The organism is Ammoniphilus sp. CFH 90114 (genome assembly GCF_004123195.1).
In the GTDB taxonomy this organism is placed as follows: Bacteria; Bacillota; Bacilli; order Aneurinibacillales; family RAOX-1; genus YIM-78166.
The window spans coordinates 48,404-64,481 of record NZ_SDLI01000008.1 but is presented as its reverse complement, the minus strand read 5'-3'; the positions used below and the strand labels follow the sequence as shown (position 1 = coordinate 64,481).

Here is a 16,078-nt window from a genome sequence, read left to right as displayed (position 1 = left end):
TAGTTTAAACTGTATGCCAAGGATGATTCCTGTTTTGCGGGATCATACTAATTTAGAGTGAGTAAAAGGAGGAAAGTCCATGAGATATAGAGCGTTATCCATGTTTCTTCTCTTGTTGTTCTTTTCGTCCCTTCCTATTGCCTACGCAGGTACGGATCAGGCCACGCCTATCCTAAAGATCGACACGGAGAAAAAAGTAGTAGCTCTCACCTTCGATGACGGTCCGGACCCAAAGTATACCCCCATATTATTAGAAACTCTGAACTTAGAAGGAGTAAAGGCTACTTTCTTTGTTCTTGGGATACAGGCGGAAAAGGCCCCACATATTTTGCAGTGGATTCACAAAGCTGGCCATGAGATTGGAAACCATGGTTATTCCCACCCTGATATCAAGAAATTAAAAAGACCAGAAATTTATCAGCAAATTAAGCGTGCGGAAAAAGTGATCCTAGGAGCTACCGGATTTCGACCTAAGTGTTATCGCCCCCCAGGGGGTGTCGTAACTCCTGCTGTGCTTAAGGCGACGTTTGATGCAGGATATGACTTGATTCACTGGTCTGTCGATCCTAAGGATTGGAAACGGGATCGCACGGCTGAAGTAATAGCGGGAAGTATTGAGAATCAAGTAGGTGCTGGGGATATTTTGCTTTTTCATGATGGAGGAGTGAACCAAGAGGAATCCATGAAGGCCTTGGTTTCTTTAATCCACGACTTAAAGCAAGATGGATATCAATTTGTTACGGTATCAGAATTACTGGAAATTAAATAAAGAATAAAGGGACTCAATTTGTCCTTCGTTGTAAATAGCGTCCCATCATTTTATAATGGAAGGAATAAGAATAAAATTTACCAAAGAGGAGAATGGCTATGCGTGAGTTTCTGTCGTTGCAGCTGAAGCTGGTACCAGACTTAGTTGAAGTCATGCAAAAGCGCCTCTCCATTCTTAGGAACATCTATCTGCAGCAGCCAATTGGCCGCCGCAGTTTGGCCTCTTCGTTAAACACGACGGAAAGGATCTTAAGGGCAGAGGTTGATTTTTTAAAGGAGCAAGGACTTGTGCATGTAGAGAGCATAGGCATGTTCCTAACGGATACAGGGCTACAGATTCTTGAAACTCTGGAAGGATTAATTAAAGATGTGTACGGTTTATCCGATATGGAAGCTGAGCTGCAAAGAGTGCTCCAAGTCAAACGAGTCATTGTCGTCCCTGGTCAATCCCATGAATCGGAGGTAGATAAGAAGGAGCTAGGCCGCGCTGCGGCCAACCACCTTACATCTATTCTGCATGAGAGTGATGTCGTTGCGGTAACGGGAGGCTCTACAATTGCTACGATGGCGGAGATGATGAGCAGTTCACGTCAGTTTCCTGATGTCATGTTTGTCCCTGCACGTGGTGGATTAGGGGAAAATGTGGAGCTGCAAGCCAACCAAATCGCGGCCAATTGTGCGAAAAGGCTAGGAGCCCAATACCGTATGTTGCATATTTCCGATTTTCTTGGTGCTTCGGCTTATCAGTCTTTACAGGCGGACCCTTACATCAGCGAGATGCTCTCACTTATTCGCTCTTCGCAAGTGGTCGTTCACGGTATAGGAAGAGCGGTGGAGATGGCTATCCGGCGTAATGCCCCTAGTGAAGTGCTGAAGGTTCTAGAGCTCGGAGAAGCTGTGGGAGAGGCTTTTGGTTATTATTTTAACAAACAAGGAAATATTATCTACCGTATGGAAACGATGGGTCTTCAGCTCGAGGATGTGAAGAAGGCCAGACATGTCATTGGATTGGCTGGGGGAGTGAATAAGGCGGAAGCCATATACGCTATCTCAAAAGTAGGATTTATCGATATTCTAATTATAGATGAAGCAGCGGCAGAAGGCGTATTAAAGTTAAACCCTTAGTGTCGAGGTTCAGCGCTTTTGCAAAACAAGTGAATACTTCCTTGGAATTTTCTCCAATATAAGGAAGTAAACACTTATGAGCAGAGGTGAAACATTTTGTTTCAACGAACTTCATTGAACATTTTGTGCATGATCATTGTGTTGTTACTAACAGCTTGCGGTGCCAAGTTAGATCCTTATCAGATGGGAGTTCAAAGAGAAACCGTTGCAGCAGCTAGTCTCATGGTAGGGGAGAAATCGACGTTTTCTGATATACTATATCGAAAAGACAATGCTGGACATCTTTGGATTCCCCTTGAAGAGGCTGCTCAATCGCTAGACTTTCAGACGCACTGGGATGTAACGGATGAGACGTTTAGCATGGGGTATACGGATGTTATCTATCAAGTGAGCATGAAGCAAACGGAAGCATGGGCGAATGGTCAAGATATGATCCTATCTATGGCACCACAAACGTTTAAACAAAAACCATACATAACCATTGATGCTTTACAGGAGCTCTGGGGAACATCCGTAACCTGGAGTGAAGCACGACAATGCCTAACGATTGCCCCTATGAATGATAAGAGAATAGAGGATGGGTCACCAGTCGTAATAGAGGTTCAGGGCCAAGTGGGGATGTCAGGTAAATCAATGCCAGAGCTTCATCGACCCTCGCTCGTTCATTATGCAAGAAGATACCTAGGGGTTCCCTATCAATTCGGGGCAGATCCTTATCCGCAATCGAAGCGATTTGACTGTTCTTCTTTTACTCGGCATGTCTACTCCCGTTTTGGCATTGAGCTGCCAAGGACGGCAAGAGCACAAGCGGCTATGGGGATACCGGTGAGTTCAGAAAACATGAAGCCGGGGGACATGCTTTTTTTCCAGATTCCTGGCCGTTTTCAGACCAACTCTATCGTTGGACATGCAGGAATATACATAGGGGATGGAAAGTTTGTACATACACACGGGAAGAACGGTGTTACCATTAATTCCATTCAATCAGGCTATTGGAAGGAAAACCTATTGTTTACAAAACGTTTGTCAAAATAATACAAAAAGTTCATTGTCAATCTTTGGAGTTTCATATACAATATACTATGGACGCAGAATGTAAAGCAGGGACATTTTTTGTCCATTTGACAAGGAGTCTTCTATGGACCAAAAGTATTATGCTGGTATTGATTTAGGTGGCACCTCCATCAAGATGGGGATTTGCACCGAGACCGGGCAGTCTGTTCGCGAATTAGAAAGACCTACCCCGCAAGGACATTATAAGGATGTACTAGAAGTTTTCCAAGAGATGATTCATCAGCTGGTTTCTGAGGCTCAGATCTCTCTGGATACGGTGAAGGGTGTAGGGGTTGGTGTACCAGCTTTGCTTGATATAGAGAAGGGTTATATTTATGAAATTGTAAACTTAGGGTGGAAGAATGTATCCCTTAAAGAGGAATTAGAAGTGTTACTTGGTCTTCCTTGCTATGTCGATAATGATGCCAATACAGCTGCGCTAGGGGAGATGTGGCAAGGGGCAGGTGTAGGCGCTCGCCATCTGATCTGCATTACGGTCGGTACAGGGATAGGCGGAGGGCTCATTCTTAATGGAGATATTTATCACGGGGCTATTGGCTTAGCGGGTGAGATTGGTCACGTCACCGTTCGAGCGGACGAAGGGCAACGATGCAATTGTGGCAAGATGGGTTGTTTAGAAACTGAGACTTCTGCTACGGCTATGACTTATTATGGGCGTAAGATAGCTGAAGCAGGAGAATCTCCTCCTTTGGCTGAAGTTCTCAAGAATACAGGAGCGATTACGGCGAAGGATGTCATTGATGTCGCTAGACAAGGGGATCAAGCCGCCCAGAAGATTCTCGACCAAGTGGGGTATTATCTCGGGCTCTCTCTTGCCCAATTATCCAATGTATTGAATCCCGAGAAGATTGTTATTGGTGGAGGCGTATCAAAGGCAGGAGACTTCTTCATGGAACCAATTCGTAAGAACTTTAAGAAGTATGCATTATCGAAAGTAAGTGAAACTGCCGAAATTGTCCCGGCTAAGCTTGGAAATCGAGCGGGATGGCTTGGAGCCGCATGGCTTGTCCATCGCAATGTTTCGAATGGGGGGAGTTTATCATGAAGAAAATCGCTGTACTCACTAGCGGAGGAGATGCCCCGGGAATGAATCCGGCCATTCGAGCCGTTGTCCGTCGAGGGATCTTTCAGGGGTTAAGCGTATTTGGAGTCCAGCATGGCTATGACGGGCTAATGCGAGGGGATTACATCCCCATGGACTTAGGTAGTGTAGGGGACATAATACATCGTGGTGGAACCATTTTGCGCAGTGCTCGCAGTGAAGAATTTAGAACTCCAGAAGGACAACAGAAGGCTCTTCATCGAATGAGAGAGTCCGAAATTGACGGGTTGATTGTCATCGGTGGAGACGGATCTTTCCGTGGAGCAGAGAAGTTGACAGCACAAGGCTTCCCGACGATAGGGATTCCAGGAACTATTGATAATGATATTGCAGGAACGGACTATACCATTGGGTTTGATACAGCTGTCAATACGGTTGTCGATGCCATTGATAAAATAAGAGATACGGCTTCTTCTCATGAACGCACCTATATCATTGAGGTTATGGGTAGAGATGCAGGGGACATTGCCTTATGGTCTGGCCTCTGTGTCGGAGCCGAATCGATTATTATCCCGGAAGCGGAGACGGATATGGATGATGTCATCCTTCGTTTAGAGCAAGGAAATCGCCGCGGGAAAAAGCATAGTATCATTGTTGTAGCAGAAGGGGTAAGCAGTGGTTCAGATATTGCAAAAATTATTCAGGATCGGACCGGCTTAGAAACGCGAGTTACTGTCCTCGGTCACTTGCAACGTGGGGGATCCCCATCCGCTTACGATCGAATGATGGCCAGTCAGATGGGAGCGAAAGCTGTTGACCTCCTCTTAGAAGGTCAAAAGGGAGTAATGGTTGGTCTAAAGGGCGGCCAGCTCATTCATGCCCCATTCGGGGAAGCTGCCAAGGACAAGCATACGATTGACATGTCAAAATACCATCTAGCAAGAAGTCTTTCCATATAAACAAATGAGGTGAAGGGATGAGAAGAACTAAGATTGTTTGTACAATTGGACCAGCCAGTGAACAGCCTGAAACGCTAAAGAAATTAATCCTTGCAGGAATGAATGTAGCTCGATTAAATTTTTCTCACGGCTCTCATGAGGAGCATGAGGTTAGAATCGACCGTATTCGCGAAGTGGCTAAGGAATTAGGAAAGAATGTCGCTATTATGCTCGATACGAAAGGACCTGAGATTCGTACGGGAATCCTTGCAGAGGGTCAAGTTACTTTAGTAACAGGGGATCACTTCATCCTTACTACTGAGCAGATCGAAGGTAACCAGGAAAAAGTCAGTGTGACCTATGATCAACTCCCACGGGATGTGCATGTAGGTGCGACCATCTTAATTGATGACGGATTAATTGAACTGAAAGTGGAAGAGATTCGAGCAAAAGAAGTACTTTGTCGTGTAGTAGACGGAGGGTTGTTGAAGAATCGCAAGGGTGTCAATCTGCCAAAGATTGCAGTTAACCTTCCAAGTATTACAGAAAAAGATGTATCTGACATTAATTTTGGTATTCGCAAACGAGTGGATTTTATTGCGGCTTCCTTTGTACGTAAAGCTTCCGACGTCCTGCAAATTCGTCAAATGTTAGAGGAGCAGGGGGCGAACATCGCCATTATTGCTAAAATTGAGAACGAGGAAGGTGTGTTAAACTCCGACGAGATTCTTGGGGTAGCTGATGGTTTAATGGTGGCTCGTGGTGATCTAGGGGTCGAAATTCCTGCGGAGGAAGTACCTCTAGTCCAAAAGAAATTAATAAGCAACTGCAATCGCCTAGGAAAACCGGTTATTACCGCTACTCAGATGTTGGATTCAATGCAGAACAATCCCCGCCCTACTCGCGCCGAAGCAAGTGATGTTGCCAATGCAATTTTTGACGGTACAGATGCGATTATGTTATCTGGGGAGACAGCAGCAGGAAAATATCCAGTGGAGTCGGTGGAGACAATGGATCGCATCGCTCGAAGCGCTGAGTCGTCGGCCATGTACAGAGAACGCGTTCTGCAGCCGTACCAGTCGGAGAAAGTAACGATCACCGATGCGATGGGACTAGCAGTTACTACCACGGCTTCTTCATTGCATGCGGCAGCCATCCTTACCCCTACAGAAAGTGGATATACGGCTCATGTCGTGTCCAAGCATCGTCCAGCTTGCCCAATCGTGGCGGTTACACCGCACGAGCACATAGTGAACCGACTATCTTTGGTATGGGGAGTTGTACCGATTCGATTTGAGAGTGCGGACAATACCGACGAAATGATGGAGAAAGCCATTCACGCTGCTGTTCAAGAGAAGATTATTAAGCGCGGTGACTTGATTATCATCACAGCTGGAGTTCCCGTTCGTGAACCAGGAACGACCAATATGATGAAAGTCCACATCGTTGGAAAAGTTGTCGCAAGAGGAAAAGGCATCGGCGATATCTCAGCATCTGGCAAGGTTGTGGTGGTTGGCAGTGAGGGCTGGGAGGATCGAGTAGATTCAGGAACCGTCCTTGTAGCCAAGGCAACGGATAAAGACATTACCCCGTATATTGAGAAAGCTGCTGGACTCATTACCGAAGAAGGTGGACTAACCTCCCACGGAGCCATTGTTGGCCTTCACTTAGGCAAGGCCGTCATCATCGGTGTGGAGGAAGCAACCACTACACTTAAAGACGGGGATGAAGTCACCATCGACCCTCATCAAGGCCATATTTATCACGGATTTGCAAGGGTTTTGTAAAAGGAACTGAAGTAGGTGTGAATTCTGGAGAGAATTCACACCTTTTTTGTTGGGTGGTAGGCAGGATTGGTGGTGAGAACCCACCCCCGGGCTCCCGGGGTCCCTCACTTTGTGTGGGGTCTAGGTGGAGGGGGATAAGCGGAGATTTTTCCGTTAAGTGGTTGGTTTGCCCATTTTAGTCTGAAATAAGCGGAAAATTTTCCGCAAATGGTTTAAAAGTAGCTGATTTTTAGGTTTTGGAGGCCGATAGGCGGAATTCGTTCCGCTATTTTGGCTGTTTTGAGGCTTGTGGGGAGAATAGCGGAAATTTCTCCTGTTATGTTTGGAGGTGATCCCCCGAGCCCCCATCATCTCTAAATCCTACACAACGGATTCTGAACTCCTTCCCCCAGACGATAAGAACGGATACGCTGGCGGCCTGTGGCTGGGTATAAAATCTTCTTTTGCACCATTTGTGAGAGGATTTTTCTTGCGGTTTTATCGGACAATTTGAGCAGCTTTTCTACTTCGGCTGGAGTCACCGCCGTACCTTTATTGATCACAAAACGGATGACTTCTTTTTCTATAAATGTGAGGGTCTTGTGGTGGGGGTCTGCTCCAAGTGATTTTCCGATGATTTGTTGGGTTGTTTGTTGGCATCGGCGGGGTTGTTCGAGGATTTGGTCGTAGGAGAAGCGGATGACGGTCCACTCATCTATGATAAGCTGGTTTTGTCTCTCTAGTTGGTCTGCAAACTGCCAGCGGCTAATATTTTTCAGGTGGGGGCCATATCCATCGACTTCAAAGCAAATCTTCACTCCTGGGCGGATATAGGCATAATCTAAGTAGCGTTTCCCGTCCTTGAAATCATCTACTTCATACTCGGGGTGCAAATAGTCAAAGTGGTGAAAGAGGGGCCACCATACATTCTGTAAGAAGGATAGCTCAGCCTTGCCATGGCCCTCTTTTAGACGCCTCAACCGTTCTCCTTCCCTTGCTTTTTCATGTTGATCTAAAAAGGATTGGTACTCTTCTTCAAAACTCATTAGCATTCCTCCTCAGTAGTCAGTAGGTTCGTACAACCTTATCGTATCAAAAAAATTCCAACTCGTCTTTTCTTTTTGCCATCATGATCTGATAATATAAAAATTAGAATGTAGGGATTGGAGCCATCAATAACATGATTAAAGGAATTGGCATCGATATTGTGGATAAGGAACGCATGCAACACGTACTACAAAGACAAGGTCAGAAATTTATTAATAGAATACTTACCGAGACCGAGCAAAAAGGAATGCCATCAACAGGCGATCGACAACTCGAATATGTAGCGGGAAGATTTGCGGCTAAAGAGGCTTTTGCGAAGGCGACGGGGTTTGGTTTTGGGAAAGAACTCAGCTGGCAAGACGTTGCCGTACTACGTGATGATAGAGGAAAGCCGACACTGGAGCTATGCCGAAAATGGCTGGAGATTCATAATCCCAAGCTAAAGCAAAGCTATCATGTCTCCATCTCACACGAAAAGAAGTACGCCGTAGCACAAGTGATTATCGAGGAATGATTTAATAAAATTAAGGGTTGTCAGCATAACTGGACAGGTATGGACATACATATATAACGCGGGATCAGGAGGGAAGAAGGGTGTATTTGGTGAATGCGCAACAAATGCGAGAGATTGACCGCTTCGCCATGAAGGAAATCGGCATTCCAGGCATTATCTTGATGGAAGCAGCAGGGCAAGCTGTGGTGAAAGAAGTGGAGGCCAGATGGGCCACCCCGAACGCTCGAGTGGTAGTTTTAGCGGGACACGGAAACAATGGCGGAGATGCTTTTGTGGTATCCCGGCACTTGCTGAATAAAGGTTACCGTGTGCAAACTTGGCTGGTAGGGACAGAGGAAAAGATGAGTACGGATGCGGCAACGACTTATCGTGCGCTTATCGGTAGCCAGTATGCGGTCAAGCTGTTTGGTAACAGTAGCTGGGAGGAGTTCATTCAGGACTTGCAGTGGGCTACTCTCATTGTAGACGGGCTGCTTGGAACCGGGGTTCAAGGTCCTTTAAGGGAGCCAATAGGGAGGATCATTGAAGAGGTCAATCAACAGGAACAAGCTGACGTGATCTCTATTGATATCCCAAGCGGGGTAAATGCGGATACAGGATCGGTGGAAACCAACGCTGTAGAGGCGGATGCAACGGTGACGTTTGCTTACCCGAAGTGGGGGCAATACCTATTCCCTGGTGCTGCGTATTGCGGTGAGCTTCTGGTGAGAGACATCTCCATCCCGGGTTGGGTAGGGGAAAAGTTAGCACCTACGGATCAACTTTTGGACGAGAAGATGATGACTTCTCTTTTGCCGAAGCGTTCGCGCCACTCTCATAAAGGAACATTTGGGCATGTTCTCATCCTTGGTGGTTGCCATTCTTATGTAGGAGCACCGGCTCTTGCCTCCATGGGTGCGATTCGATCAGGGGCGGGTATGGTTACCTTGGCTATACCGAGAACGATCCAGCCTATGGTTGCTGGTAAGGTGACGGAAGCGATCTATTGGCTTTGGCCCGAAACAGAAGGCTATTTCTCTAAAAATAGCTGGAAGTTGCTCACCGAGAGGAAAGGGCGGTTCGATTTTACCATCGTGGGCCCTGGAATGGGCCAGGCTCCTGGAAGCGAATGGCTGGAGCAAGTCATCCGTCACACAACAGGCCCTCTCTTGCTGGACGCAGATGCGCTAAATCTTTTAGCTAAAGATCTTTCCATGCTTAAAGGCAGAGAGCAGGTTGTGCTTACGCCTCATCCCGGTGAAATGGCCAGGCTAGCAGGTGTATCCGTAGAGCAGGTTGAAACCAATCGACCTCACATTGCCCGACAATTTGCTGTTCACCATCAGGTGTATGTTGTGCTTAAAGGGACTTATACCATCATTGCTACTCCAAAAGGAGAAATCTTCGTCAGTCCACGCGGTAGCTCCTCCTTGGCTAAAGGGGGATCTGGAGATGTCTTGTCAGGCATGATTGGATCCTTTGTCAATCAAACGGGGAACATACTGTCGGGGATTCTGTTGGGGGTTTATCTTCACGGAATGTCGGGAGAATTCATGGACGAATATAGCGGTGCAGCAACTGATTTAGGAAACTGGATTGGCAAAGCTGTCAAAGATCTAACCGCAGATAATGCGTAAGATACACAGTATATAACCCTGAAAAGGGACCCTCCTTTGTTCTTCTCCTGTATTAACGTACAGGACAAGGAAAGCTTGTCAGCTTTGAGAAAAGCGCCAAGTTTTCTTAAAAAAATGAGCGAAGGGGATGAATCAGATAATGAAACGCAAACTCGGATGGCTAATCATGCTAGTCACAATCCTATCCATGCTTGCAACAGGTTGTGGTCCTAAGGGTGTCGATGCAATTGTTGGAGACTTGGGTACGAAGCTAGAAAAAATGACGGGGTACAAGATGAATGCAAAGCTTACTTTGCAAACGGGGAAGGACCCTCAGACTTATGATGTAGAAGTATGGCATAACAAGCCTGACTTCTATCGCGTAGCTCTAACTTCCAAGGAAAGAGACATAACGCAAATCATACTTAGAAACCAAGAGGGAGTGTTTGTCCTTACTCCTCATCTCAATAAAAGCTTCCGATTCCAAAGCGGATGGCCAGAAAATCATGCCCAAGTTTACTTGTATGAATCTTTAGTGAAGAGCATTTTAGATGACGAGCAACGCGTATTTACAGAAGAGGATGGTAAGTATGCTTTTGAAGTGAAGGCAGACTATCAAAATCGCTCCTTAACGACCCAGAAGATCTGGTTAGGCACCGACCTGTCGCCGATTAAAGTGGATGTCATGGATACCAACAAGAATGTAATGGTGACTGTGGAATTTGCCGACTTTGAAGGGGATGCCAAGTTTGATAATGACTCCTTCAATAAAGAGAGAAATATGGAGACAAGTATGCTTCAGTCCTCTGTACCGACTATGGCGAACGGAGAGCCTAAGCAAGAGCCAACAGGCAGCTTTGGTGTGATCCAGCCTACTTATGTGCCGGAAGGGGCAACATTCACTGGGGTGCAAAAAGTAGATACAGCGGAAGGGCCACAGATTGTTCTTCGCTATAAAGGCGATTTCAACTTTACCCTTATTGAAGAGAGACCTAAGGCAGCTACGGTTAGCTATCCAAGCGGGGAAATCGTTGACCTTGGACATACGGTAGCAGTTATGACCGGTGAGCAGAAGAAAACACTGACTTGGACTTACGATGGAGTGGAATACCTATTAACAGGAGATCTCCCAGAAGATGAGATGATCTCTGTCGCGAAGTCTACCTTTAATCAAATCGGTAAATAAGGAAAAGGAAGGGCGTCGTTTTTCTCCCTATTGAACAAATTGACTTCCATGAATAAATCAGATAAGGTAGATTATAACTATGGGCAGCCTATATTTATGGCTGCCCTTTCCTCTGGTTTTTTATTAGGGACCATGGTTATCTTAAAGGAGTGTGGTGAAGTGAAAGATATAATGATTCAAGAGCAATCAAATTATATGGATATCTTCCAAAAAAGACCTACACGCTACCGGATTTACGAGACGGTTGTTTACATGCTGGTCATGTTCATTCTGGCAGGATATATGCCTGCTGACAGCGGCTTGTATAAAGTACTGGCGGTAGTGTCGGCTGTCGTGATAATTGGAGGGGCTCCTATTATTTATAGAAGGGTACTAGCTCCAGAGTATATTCTTACGAAGACGGAGCTGTTTATTCGTCTAGGTGGGAAAGAAAGAGTGTTTTCTCTGCTTGACGTAGAGCGAGCTTCAGAATGGAAGGCTCTGTTTCGGTTGAAGGGGAAGAAGGAGCCTTTAATGGTTTCTCGAAAATTTTTAGATATGCTAGATGATCAGTTACAGAAAGTGAGAAAAAATAAGAAAAGGTGATCACCTATGGGAGAGAAGTTTTACCGCAATACTTGGGTAGAGGTTGATCTTGATGCCATTGCTCATAATGTACGAGCTTTCCGGGCCCATCTTCCAGAGCAAACGCAGATCATGGCTGTTGTTAAGGCAGATGGCTATGGACATGGGGCCATTCCTGTGGCAAAAGAAGCACTAGCTGCTGGAGCTACTTATCTCGGGGTAGCCTTACTAGACGAGGCGATCGAATTAAGAGAAGCGGGGATTACAGCCCCTGTTCTTGTGTTAGGATACACCGCTCCGGAGTTTGTGGGCGAGGCGATTACTCGTGATATTACCTTAACCGTGTTCCATCCGGAAGTCATTGTTGCGATTCAGAACGAAGGCGCCCGACTGGACAAGCAGGCTAAGATTCATATCAAGCTCGATACCGGTATGGGAAGGGTCGGTGTACGGACACAAGAAGAATTAGATCAATTGATGCAAGCGGTTGCCGAATCCGACCGTGTAGAGGCAGAGGGAGTCTTTACCCATTTTGCCTGTGCGGATGAAGAAGATCCGTCATATACCACGGAACAGCATCATACGTTTATTAAAGTGATTGAACCATACACATTCCCTATTATTCATTGCAGCAATAGCGCCGGTGGGATTCTTTATCCAAATTGGGGTTATAACATGATTCGATTGGGAATAAGCTTATATGGACAATATCCGTCTGCTTTCACCAGAAATAAGGGTATCGAGCTCAAGGAGGCTTTTTCCTTAAAAACGAAGATCGCGCATATCAAGAGCGTTCCTGCGGGAACTTCGATTAGCTATGGGGCTACTTTTACTACTTCAGGTGAGTCGGTTATTGCGTCTCTTCCCATCGGATATGCGGATGGTTTTTCACGAGCTTTATCCAATAAAGGGCAGGCTATCGTGAAAGGTACCCGGACACCTATTGTCGGAAGGGTTTGTATGGATCAGCTGATGATCGATATATCATCGGTGATAGATCCTCGTGTAGGTGATGAAGTTGTATTGATCGGCAGTCAAGGTGGCCAACAGATAACCGTGGATGATGTGGCAGATCAGCTCCAGACCATCAATTACGAGGTAACTTGCATGATCAGCAAGCGAGTTCCTAGGGTCTACCGTAAAGGTGGAGACACCGTAATGACCAAAAATTTTCTCCTTTGAAATTGTCGTATTTCCTTGTCGGGAATCCAAGTATAGTGGTACAATCATGGAGTATAATGCGCCGGTGGAGTCATAATTCCTACTATTTGGTAGAAGGATATCGGCTTTCGACAGAGAATTAGTATCTTGTGTTGTATGCAGATGCGTGCTAGGATATATACTCACTGGTATATTTCTGCATGCATTTCGACATAATGGTACTATTAGTATGCGTTTTATGCAGATCACATGGTGTAAGTGTCGTTGGAGGTGCGTTTGTCTTGTCTAGGATGGATACCAAGCGTATTATGATCAGCTTGCCACATCATTTACTAGAAGAGGTGGATGGTGTCGTGGAAAGGGAACAATCAAATCGAAGCGAATTTATCAGACAAGCGATGAAACTCTACCTAAGAGAGCGTAAGAAGCGTCATATCCGTGAGACTATGCAGAAGGGTTACATGGAGATGGCAAATATTAATCTCAACATAGCTTCGGAGGCTTTTCAAGCGGAAGAGGAAGCGAATTATACCTTGGGCCGCTTAGTAAGCGGGGTGTAATTTGTGATTGTTAAACGTGGCGATGTATACTTTGCGGACCTTTCTCCTGTTGTTGGCTCAGAGCAGGGCGGCGTTCGTCCGGTGCTAATTATCCAAAATGATATAGGAAATCGTTTCAGTCCGACGGTCATCGTCGCGGCCATTACAGCCCAGATTCAGAAGGCGAAGCTTCCTACACACGTCGAGATTGATGCTAAGAGCTATGGATTTGATCGGGATTCCGTCATTCTTTTGGAGCAGATACGTACGATTGATAAGCAACGCTTGACGGACAAAATAACCCATTTAGATGATGAGATGATGGATAAGGTGAATGAAGCCTTACAGATCAGTCTAGGGCTGATCGACTTTTAATCTACGAGCGTTAAACACCCGCAATAATTTTCATTTCCTTTTCGGCAAGCTCATCCCATTAAGCTTTAACACGATAGAATATCCATCAACAAGGCTCACTTCGGTGAGCCTTTTCTCGTTTAGTCAAGGATACGGTTAGATATTCCAGTTTGGAATGTGGTAGAATGGAAGGCAGTGAAAAGCTTTCAAGAGGAGCGAAAAAGGTATGGATTTGAACCAGATGATCGAGACGATTGCCAGGGAGAGCGGCATCGCATCCAAGTTTGTTAAAAATACAGTTGAACTACTCGATGAAGGGAATACCGTTCCTTTTATTGCACGGTATCGTAAAGAAGTAACCGGAACACTAGATGAAAATCAAATTCGTACCATCCAAGAGCGTTTGACCTATCTGCGTAACTTAGAAGAGCGTAAGAGTGAAGTGATTCGCCTCATCGCAGAACAGGACAAGCTGACAGAAGAGCTTGAACGGGATATTCTTTCCGCTACGAAATTACAGGAAGTGGAGGATCTCTACCGACCTTATCGTCAGAAACGAAGAACTAGAGCCACCATGGCTAAGGAAAAGGGATTAGAACCGCTGGCGGCATATCTTATGAGCTTGCCAACGAAGGGTAATCCACTTGAGGAAGCGGCTCAATATATAAACGAAGAAAAACAAGTAACAACCGCGGAAGAGGCCCTTCAGGGGGCTATGGACATTATTGCAGAGATGGTATCGGATGATCCGGATGTACGCAAGTGGATCCGCAAACAGACGATGGAGAATGCCCTGATTCAGACGGAGAAGAAACAGGACGAAGAATCGGAAAAGAACGTCTACGAGATGTACTACCAGTATGCTGAACCGGTTAAACGAATTGTTCCCCATCGGATTTTAGCTGTCAACCGCGGGGAGAAGGAAGGCATTCTGAAGGTTAAACTCGATTTAGATGAGACGCCGATCATGCAATTTTTGATAAGAAAATATATTCCGCGTCAAACGGTGGCAGCGCCTTACCTAGAGCCAGCACTAGAGGATAGCTATAAGCGTCTTATTAGTCCAGCTGTGGAGCGGGAAGTCCGCAATGAGTTAACGGAAACCGCGGAAGAACAGGCCATTCATATTTTCGCGGAGAACTTGCGCCAGTTGCTATTACAGGCTCCGGTAAAAGGGAAGATGGTTTTAGGTGTCGATCCTGCCTATCGAACCGGCTGTAAGTATGCCGTGGTTGATGAAACAGGCAAGCTTCACAAGGTAGGAGTAGTATACCCGACTCCTCCTATGAATAAAGTCGAAGAAGCAAAACGTGTTTTAAAAGATGTGATCCAGACCTATGGGGTTAATCTTGTAGTGATTGGGAATGGGACAGCTTCACGGGAAACTGAAGAATTCGTCGCTACGATGCTCAAGGAGATTAATCAAGAGATCTTCTATATTATTGTGAGTGAAGCAGGAGCAAGTGTTTATTCCGCCTCTAAGCTTGCAGGGGAAGAGTTCCCTGACTTAGATGTTGCCGAGCGAAGTGCGGTATCCATTGCCCGCCGTTTGCAAGATCCGCTGGCTGAGCTAGTAAAAATCGACCCTAAGTCCATTGGAGTCGGGCAGTATCAGCATGACGTAAGTCAAACTCGTCTGACCGAGAGCCTTCAGTTTGTGGTAGAATCCGCGGTAAACTATGTTGGGGTTGATGTGAATACCGCCTCTCCTTCCCTGCTTCAATATGTTTCGGGAGTAAGCAAGCAAGTAGCGAAAAATATTGTCAAGCTAAGAGAAGAAACAGGTAAGTTCTCGAATCGGGCTCAGCTGAAGAAGGTCCCTCGCTTAGGGGATAAAACATACGAACAGTGTATCGGCTTCCTGCGTGTGATGGATGGGGCGAACCCATTGGATAAGACCCCAATCCATCCTGAATCCTATGAGAAGGTGGCTAAGCTGCTAGATTTATTAGGGATTCAAGCTACTGATATTGGTTCTCCAGAAACGAAGGAATTACTTCAATCCGTGAATGTACCGGAGATGGCAGCCCGATTGGAAGTTGGGGAACCCACCCTTCAGGATATTCTAGACAGCTTACTTCGACCAGGTCGAGATCCTCGAGATGAGTTGCCGAAGCCTTTATTGCTTAAAGATGTATTGACCATTCAAGACCTGAAGGTAGGAATGGAGCTGCAAGGAACCGTTCGTAATGTGGTCGATTTCGGGGCTTTTGTAGATATTGGGTTGAAAAATGATGGGCTTGTCCATATTTCAAAGCTAAGCGGAAAATATGTTAAGCACCCTTTAGATGTCGTATCCGTAGGCCAAATTGTTACAGTATGGGTCACAGAAATCGATGTAAAGAAAATGCGTGTAGGACTTTCTATGGTTCCTGTCACATCATAAAAGGAAGCAGTCATGATTG

The 16,078-nt window shown here is 45.8% G+C and carries 15 protein-coding genes; 14 read left to right on the top strand and 1 reads right to left on the bottom strand.

Annotation, left to right across the window (positions count from 1 at the left end; translation table 11 throughout):
• Nucleotides 1–79: 79 nt before the first annotated feature.
• The 6 genes from EIZ39_RS17655 (at nt 80) to pyk (ending at nt 6,734) form a co-directional block, all read left to right on the top strand.
• On the top strand, nt 80–769 hold the full coding sequence (locus tag EIZ39_RS17655) for a polysaccharide deacetylase family protein (protein WP_129201416.1): 690 nt from the start codon (nt 80–82) through the stop codon (nt 767–769).
• Nucleotides 770–867: 98 nt separating this feature from the next.
• Nucleotides 868–1,893, top strand: coding sequence for a sugar-binding transcriptional regulator (locus EIZ39_RS17650; RefSeq protein ID WP_129201415.1), 1,026 nt, complete (start codon nt 868–870; stop codon nt 1,891–1,893).
• A gap of 96 nt (nt 1,894–1,989) precedes the next feature.
• Nucleotides 1,990–2,928, top strand: coding sequence for a C40 family peptidase (locus EIZ39_RS17645; RefSeq protein WP_164985154.1), 939 nt, complete (start codon nt 1,990–1,992; stop codon nt 2,926–2,928).
• 103 nt (nt 2,929–3,031) lie between these two features.
• On the top strand, nt 3,032–4,012 hold the full coding sequence (locus EIZ39_RS17640; protein WP_129201413.1) for an ROK family glucokinase: 981 nt from the start codon (nt 3,032–3,034) through the stop codon (nt 4,010–4,012).
• Complete coding sequence (gene pfkA, locus EIZ39_RS17635; protein WP_129201412.1) at nt 4,009–4,968, top strand: 6-phosphofructokinase; 960 nt, start codon at nt 4,009–4,011, stop codon at nt 4,966–4,968. Before EIZ39_RS17640 ends, pfkA begins: the two co-directional genes overlap by 4 nt.
• A gap of 17 nt (nt 4,969–4,985) precedes the next feature.
• Nucleotides 4,986–6,734 (top strand): pyruvate kinase, encoded by a 1,749-nt coding sequence (gene pyk, locus EIZ39_RS17630; RefSeq protein ID WP_129201411.1) that lies wholly within the window; start codon nt 4,986–4,988, stop codon nt 6,732–6,734.
• A 353-nt stretch (nt 6,735–7,087) separates the two neighbouring features.
• Here the strand turns inward: pyk and EIZ39_RS17625 are convergent, their stop codons facing one another.
• Complete coding sequence (locus EIZ39_RS17625; RefSeq protein ID WP_129201410.1) at nt 7,088–7,759, bottom strand: DNA-binding response regulator; 672 nt, start codon at nt 7,757–7,759, stop codon at nt 7,088–7,090.
• A gap of 134 nt (nt 7,760–7,893) precedes the next feature.
• Between EIZ39_RS17625 and acpS the strand changes: the two genes are divergently transcribed.
• From acpS to EIZ39_RS17585, 8 genes are all read left to right on the top strand, one after another.
• On the top strand, nt 7,894–8,274 hold the full coding sequence (gene acpS / locus EIZ39_RS17620; RefSeq protein WP_129201409.1) for a holo-ACP synthase: 381 nt from the start codon (nt 7,894–7,896) through the stop codon (nt 8,272–8,274).
• A gap of 80 nt (nt 8,275–8,354) precedes the next feature.
• Entirely contained in the window at nt 8,355–9,890 is a 1,536-nt protein-coding gene (locus tag EIZ39_RS17615) for an NAD(P)H-hydrate dehydratase (protein WP_129201408.1), read from the top strand.
• Between the two features lie 139 nt (nt 9,891–10,029).
• Nucleotides 10,030–11,055 carry a DUF4367 domain-containing protein gene (locus tag EIZ39_RS17610; protein ID WP_129201407.1) on the top strand — a complete coding sequence of 342 codons (1,026 nt, stop codon included), beginning with the start codon at nt 10,030–10,032 and terminating at the stop codon, nt 11,053–11,055.
• Between the two features lie 159 nt (nt 11,056–11,214).
• Nucleotides 11,215–11,640 (top strand): hypothetical protein, encoded by a 426-nt coding sequence (locus tag EIZ39_RS17605; protein ID WP_164985153.1) that lies wholly within the window; start codon nt 11,215–11,217, stop codon nt 11,638–11,640.
• 6 nt (nt 11,641–11,646) lie between these two features.
• On the top strand, nt 11,647–12,801 hold the full coding sequence (gene alr, locus EIZ39_RS17600) for an alanine racemase (protein ID WP_129201405.1): 1,155 nt from the start codon (nt 11,647–11,649) through the stop codon (nt 12,799–12,801).
• Between the two features lie 269 nt (nt 12,802–13,070).
• Nucleotides 13,071–13,340, top strand: a complete 270-nt coding sequence (locus EIZ39_RS17595) for a CopG family ribbon-helix-helix protein (protein ID WP_205668585.1) — start codon at nt 13,071–13,073, stop codon at nt 13,338–13,340.
• A 3-nt stretch (nt 13,341–13,343) separates the two neighbouring features.
• On the top strand, nt 13,344–13,694 hold the full coding sequence (gene ndoA, locus EIZ39_RS17590) for a type II toxin-antitoxin system endoribonuclease NdoA (protein ID WP_129201404.1): 351 nt from the start codon (nt 13,344–13,346) through the stop codon (nt 13,692–13,694).
• Nucleotides 13,695–13,899: 205 nt separating this feature from the next.
• A complete protein-coding gene (locus tag EIZ39_RS17585; RefSeq protein ID WP_129201403.1) occupies nt 13,900–16,059 on the top strand; it encodes a Tex family protein in 2,160 nt (719 codons plus the stop codon).
• The last annotated feature ends 19 nt before the right edge of the window (nt 16,060–16,078 follow it).